Source organism: Mesorhizobium sp. M7A.F.Ca.CA.001.10.2.1, assembly GCF_003998575.1.
In the GTDB taxonomy this organism is placed as follows: domain Bacteria; phylum Pseudomonadota; class Alphaproteobacteria; order Rhizobiales; family Rhizobiaceae; genus Mesorhizobium.
The window spans coordinates 1-5865 of the sequence record NZ_RZQY01000366.1 but is presented as its reverse complement, the minus strand read 5'-3'; the positions used below and the strand labels follow the sequence as shown (position 1 = coordinate 5865).

General features: G+C 64.1%; 6 protein-coding genes. 4 read left to right on the top strand and 2 right to left on the bottom strand.

Annotation, left to right across the window (positions count from 1 at the left end; translation table 11 throughout):
• Positions 1–446 (bottom strand): LysR family transcriptional regulator (locus EN964_RS21770; RefSeq protein ID WP_164775919.1); only part of this gene is annotated, 446 nt, incomplete at its 3' end.
• Between the two features lie 100 nt (positions 447–546).
• Between EN964_RS21770 and EN964_RS21765 the strand changes: the two genes are divergently transcribed.
• The 3 genes from EN964_RS21765 (at position 547) to EN964_RS21755 (ending at position 3473) form a co-directional block, all read left to right on the top strand.
• Positions 547–1305: an SDR family oxidoreductase gene (locus EN964_RS21765; RefSeq protein ID WP_127269409.1), complete on the top strand. Its 759-nt coding sequence runs from the start codon at positions 547–549 to the stop codon at positions 1303–1305.
• A gap of 54 nt (positions 1306–1359) precedes the next feature.
• Positions 1360–1572, top strand: a complete 213-nt coding sequence (locus tag EN964_RS21760) for a 4-oxalocrotonate tautomerase family protein (RefSeq protein WP_127269408.1) — start codon at positions 1360–1362, stop codon at positions 1570–1572.
• Between the two features lie 344 nt (positions 1573–1916).
• Positions 1917–3473 carry a serine hydrolase gene (locus tag EN964_RS21755; protein WP_127269407.1) on the top strand — a complete coding sequence of 519 codons (1557 nt, stop codon included), beginning with the start codon at positions 1917–1919 and terminating at the stop codon, positions 3471–3473.
• 29 nt (positions 3474–3502) lie between these two features.
• On the opposite strand, the gene EN964_RS21750 is transcribed toward EN964_RS21755, so the two are convergent.
• A complete protein-coding gene (locus tag EN964_RS21750) occupies positions 3503–4438 on the bottom strand; it encodes a hypothetical protein (protein ID WP_127276720.1) in 936 nt (311 codons plus the stop codon).
• Between the two features lie 159 nt (positions 4439–4597).
• Between EN964_RS21750 and EN964_RS21745 the strand changes: the two genes are divergently transcribed.
• Positions 4598–5743, top strand: a complete 1146-nt coding sequence (locus EN964_RS21745; protein WP_127271998.1) for a KamA family radical SAM protein — start codon at positions 4598–4600, stop codon at positions 5741–5743.
• Positions 5744–5865: the final 122 nt, after the last annotated feature.

The following is a 5865-nucleotide window of genomic DNA, read 5'->3' as shown; positions in this document are numbered from 1 at the left end:
CTGTCGGGCGGCTCGCCGACGCGGATGACGCAGTCGACGCCTTCGCGCACGAGATCGACCAGCCGGTCGCTTTGGCCGATCTGCAGGTCGATCCTGACATAGCGGGCGAGGAACTCCGGCAGGCGCGGCAACAGGAATGTGCGGGTGAGCAGCGTGCTGGCGTCGATGCGCAGCAGGCCGAAAGGCTCGGCATTGCGAAAGGCGGCCTCGGCATCCTCGATCTCGGCCAGGATCGACAGGCAGCGCCGATAGTAGGCTTCGCCGTCCTGCGTGGCGTTCACCTGCCGCGTCGTTCGTTCCAGAAGCCGCGCGCCGAGATGCTCTTCCAGCCGCCGGATCGCTTCCGTCGCGGTTGAACGCGGCAGGCCGAGATCGGCCGCGGCAGCGGTAAAGCTGCGCCGCTCCAGAACGCGAACGAAGAGCCGCATCGTGTCCAGTCGATCCATGGCCCTTGTTCGCAATTTCCGAATAGTGATGTCAATAGATGGCTGATTATACGGAAAGCGGGTCGGCCTATATCCGTGTCACCAACACGGAGAGACTTCCATGACATCCAATCAAACAAGTACGGGTGGCCAAACCAGAACCGCGATCGTGACCGGCGCCTCCAAAGGCATCGGCGCCGCCATCGCACAGCGGCTCGCCCGCGATGGCGTCGCCGTCGTCCTCAATTATGCACGGGGCCGCGCCGAGGCCGAAGAGCTTGTGCGCAGCATCGAAGCCGGCGGCGGCAAGGCAATCGCCGTTCAGGCCGATATCGCCGATCCGAATGGGATCGCAGCGCTGTTCGACGCCGGCGAGAAGGCGTTCGGCGGCATCGACATCCTCGTCAACAATGCCGGCGTCATGAAGATTTCGCCGATGGCGCAGACCGACGACGCTTCGTTCGACACGCAGATCGCGATCAATCTCGGCGGCGTGTTCCGCGGCATGCGGGAAGGCGCGCGCCGGCTTCGCGACGGCGGCCGCATCGTCAATTTTTCCAGCAGCGTCGTCGGCCTCTACCAGCCGGGCTACGGCGTCTACGCCGCCACCAAGGCGGGTGTCGAGGCGATGACCCACATCCTGGCCAAGGAGCTTGGCGCGCGCCGCATCACAGTTAACGCAGTAGCGCCCGGGCCGATCGAAACCGCGCTGTTCACGGACGGCAAGAGCGAGGCGCAGATCGAGGCCATCGGCAAGATGATCCCGCTCGGCCGGCTTGGCCAGCCCGACGACATTGCCGGGCTGGTCTCGTTCCTGGCCGGGCCGGACAGCTTCTGGGTCAACGGACAAATCATCCGCGCCAATGGCGGCGTCGTCTGAGCCGTCGCCGACCGCTCCACGCCGAACCTCAAATTCCACAGAAAGGAAAAGATCATGCCATTCGCCAACATCAAGTTACCGCAAGCGGCGCTCTCCAGGGCGCAGAAGGAAGACCTCATCCATCGAACGACAGCCATGTTCGTCGACTTTTTCGGCGAGGGTGTGCGCCCCTTCACGATGGTGCTGGTGGAGGAGGTCGCCGACGGCGGCTATGGCCGGGCCGACGAAGTGTTCGTCGTGCCGGAAGTTTTTCGCGCAAAGGAGTAGTGCCGGGCCGTTCCCGGGCGAGCCACGGGTCTCGCCCGTCCTTCGGGTCCCACAAGTGGGGAGATCGGCAGCATCACCCCCTTCCGCTTCTCCACCTCGGCCTTCCTCAGCAGGAACCGCTGAATCTTGCCGCTGGGTGTCTTCGGCAACTCGCTCGTTGACCGCCGGATGTTCGATCAGCGCGCTTTCGACGTCGATGCGGTAGCCCGGCAGAGGTGATGGCGTCGTCGGCGCGGCCGATCAGGAGATCGACCGTCCGGTTGCGCGAATGGCCCGAGAAGGGCTGGCCTCACCCGTGCGGCCCTGTATCATGGCCTTGTGAATGCTTGGGAGGAGGCTTGTGCATGCGGCTGAATCGGAATCTCTGTCATTGGAGGGTTTGGGTCTTCATCGCCGCAATGGTGCTTTGGCCGCACGCGGCGCCGGCCGATACCCTCACGCCCGAGCGCATCACTGCTGCCCTGTCGAAGCTCGAAGCGCTTGCCGAAGCCGCCGTAGCGGACGGTGCTGTACCCGGTCTCGCCATCGGCGTCGTGCGCGATGACGAGGTGATCTTCCTCAAGGGTTTTGGGCATCGCGAGGCCGGCAAGCCAGAGACCGTCGACGCCGACACGGTGTTCCAGATCGCCTCCCTTTCCAAACCGGTTTCCGCCACCGTCGTAGCGGCGTTGGTTAGCGACAGGATCGTGTCCTGGGATTCGAAGATCGCCGATCTCGATCCGGCCTTCCGGTTGGCCGATCCTTATCCGGCGAGCCAACTCACCGTTCGTGACCTGTTTTCGCATCGCAGCGGGCTTCCAGGCACCGCCGGAGACGACCTCGAAGGTATTGGCTACGACCGCGTCGAGATCGTGCATCGCCTGCGGTTCGTGCCACCATCGTCGAGCTTTCGCGCCGGGTATGCCTACAGCAATTTCGGATTGACAGAGGGTGCCATGGCAGCCGCGACACCGACAGGAAAGCCCTGGGAGGAGGTCGCCGAGGAGAAGCTCTACCGTCCGCTTGGCATGGCCTCGACCAGTTCCCGTCATTCGGACTTCGTCAAGCAAAGCAACCGTGCTGCGCTTCACGTCAAGGTCGATGGCGCCTGGGCCGCGAAGATAGAGCGCGATCCGGATGCGCAGGCGCCCGCCGGCGGCGTCAGCTCCACGGCACGTGACCTCTCGCAATGGCTGCGCCTCATCCTCGGCAACGGCGTTTATGCCGGCAAGACACTGATTGCCGCCGATGCGCTAAGCCAGACGCATGTTCCGCTGATAGCGCGCGGCAACAACCCCGTCTCCGGCGGCGCATCGTTCTACGGCCTCGGCTGGAACGTCGAATTCGGCCGACACGGCCTGAGCTGGGGCCACGCCGGCGCCTTCAGTGTCGGGGCGCGTACCCTGGTGACAGTCTTCCCAAAGGAGAAGCTGGGCATCGTCATCGTCGCCAACGCCTTTCCGACTGGCCTGCCGGAGGGATTGTCCGACAGCTTCGCCGATCTCGTCTTCGACGGTAACGTCGAGAAGGACTGGGTCAAGGCGTGGAATGATATCTATGCGGGCCTGTTCGGTCCGGCGGTCGCGGCGGCCAAGGCCGCCTATGCCGCGCCGCCGTCTCCGCCACGGCCAGCCGGGCCGGACAGCGTCTATGCCGGCCGGTACGCCAACGACTTCATCGGCGATGCGATTGTGTCGGAAGCGGGAGACCACCTTGTGCTCAGGGTAGGCCCGGCCGCCGGCCGGTCCTACTCATTGAGGCATTTCGACGGTGACCTTTTCCTGACCTTCCCCGACGCGGAGACGCCGGACAGCCCCTCGGGCGTAAGTTTTGTGGTCGGCGCTGACGGCAAGGCGTCGGCCATGACCGTAGGTTTTCTCGACGACAATCATCTCGGCACGCTGCAACGTGTGGGGGACTGACTTCCAAATCGAACGGTGCGGCCGGGAGTTCAGGATGCCGGGCCGTACCGGAGCAGTTTGAAGCAATCGCCGTTGCCCGATTTCGTCTGCGCCAGCAAGGGCTTCGACCTGTCTATCCATTCCTGATGTGACTTCGCATCGGCCTCGATCGCATCGACCGGTGCAAGACTGACAAAGCTGCGTCCGTGGCTGAGAAGCCAGCACGCACGGCCGAGAAATCGCCTGCTGCGCTGGCGCAAGAGGTCGGCATCGTAGAAGATGTCGAGCACCTCGTGCTTGATCTTGCGCTGCGTTTCAGGATTGGCGATCGCAACCTCAATCGGCTCGCCGCCGATCGCATCCTGCAGGTCCTTGTAGTCGAGGGTGAGTTGGGTGATGGCATATTTGATCTCGCTCTCGTCGCGCACGATGTCGAACCATAGCGTCGGATCGAGCTCGTTGACGACGAACGACGACTCGAAATCGCGCGACAGGTTGAGGATGTCGAAGTCCCGGATGTCGACGTCGCGCTCAACCAGCAGGATTTCGCGGACCTGCTTGCCAAGCTCCGCTCCCTGCGCGCCGATGGCGGCGTTGGTTCCACCAAGTTCGGGACTAATATAGGCCCCGCCGTCATCCAGCAGCGCGTCGAATTCGCCAAGTGACTCGCCGAGGGGAGCGCCGCGAGCGATGCGCGCCGCCAGCTTGGCCAGAACCTGCTGAAGATCCGCTTCGCGTCTGCGCTGGTCTTGGTAATTCTGCTGGAAAAAGAAGATGAACAGGGACACGCCGATGCCGATCAGGATCACGCCCAACTGCGAGAAGATGTTGCGGTGGTATTCCAGCAGCTTTTCGCGATGGCGCACGTCGTCGCGCACACTGTGGGCGACGCGCAAATTGACGATCAGCGACAGGATGAGCAGCCCAGTACCGACGAGGATGAGGCCGCCGATGAGCAGGTAACCATGGCCTGTGCTGAAATCCATTCCTTTTCCCTGAAGCCCAGACTGCGCAGAATAGTGCCATTTTGGCTAAATACCTACGGATTTGCAGGCGGTGGATTTGATGGCGGCGGCCACCCCGGAAGGTTGACCCGCCTGGCCATCCGGCCGATAGCTCCGCCAGAAACTGTCCTGAGAACCCTGATGACTTCAGACACCAACCTCCACGATGCACCCGCCGTCGGCCCTGACACCGACTGGCAGGCGGACGTCCGCGCCGGCGTGCGCCACGTGCGCGATCTGGCGTCCCTCCCGCTGTCCCCAGCCGAGCGCGCGGCCGCCCAAGCCGCGGCGGTGAAGCACAAGGTGCGCGCGCCCAAAGCCTATCTCGACCTGATCGACTGGAGCGACCCGGCCGATCCGATCCGGGCGCAGGTCATCCCGTCTCCGCAGGAACTTGAGGAAGCGGAGGGCGAGCTCGACGATCCGATCGCCGATCATGACTTCAGCCCGGTGCCGCGATTGACGCACCGTCATGCCGACCGGGTGCTGCTGTTCCCGACCTATCAATGCGCGGTCTATTGCCGGTTCTGCTTCCGCAAGGAATCGCTGACCTCGATCGGTCGTGGCTATACGCACGAGGCGCTGGAGCCGGCGCTGGCCTATATCGCCGAGCATCCCGAAATCCGTGAGGTGATCCTGACCGGCGGCGATCCGCTGTCGCTGCCCGACAAGGCACTGGCCGAAATCTCCGCGCGCATCGAAGCGATCCCCCATGTGCGGCTGCTGCGCATCCATACGCGCGTGCCGGTGGTGCTGCCGTCGCGCATTACATCAGGGCTCGTCGCGACGCTGCAGGGCCGGCTGATGGTCACCGTCGTCACCCATTTCAATCACGCGCGTGAAATCACCGGCGCTACCGAGGTGGCCTGCCGCACGCTTCGGCGAGCCGGGTTCGTGCTGCTCAACCAGAGCGTTCTGCTCAAAGGCGTCAACGACAGCATCGAGGCGCTGGAGGAGCTCTGCCGCGAGCTGATGTACCGCCTCGGCGTCAAACCCTATTACCTGCACCATGGCGACCTCGCGCGCGGCATGGCGCACCGGCGCACGACGATCGCGCAGGGACAGGCGCTGACCGAAGCGCTGCGGGCGCGGCTGTCGGGCATCTGCAACCCCGTCTATGTGCTCGACCTGCCGGAAGGCGGCGGCAAGGTGCCGATCGGGCCCTGTCATGTCGAGGGCAGGCAGGGGGAGAGCTGGCGGCTGCGCGGGCTCGATGGCGAAGTGCGGGAATATAGGGAGATCGTTGGCGCGCAAGAGGAACAGTCTTCGAAGATTCCAGGCTCGTGACGCCAGGATCCACCCGGATAATCCTACAGCGTCACAGCGACCGTTCGTAATGGCCAGCGTCTGCGCCGCCCCTCACCTGCCTGCCGGCATCCTCTCCCCGTATAGTGACGGGGAGAGGGGTG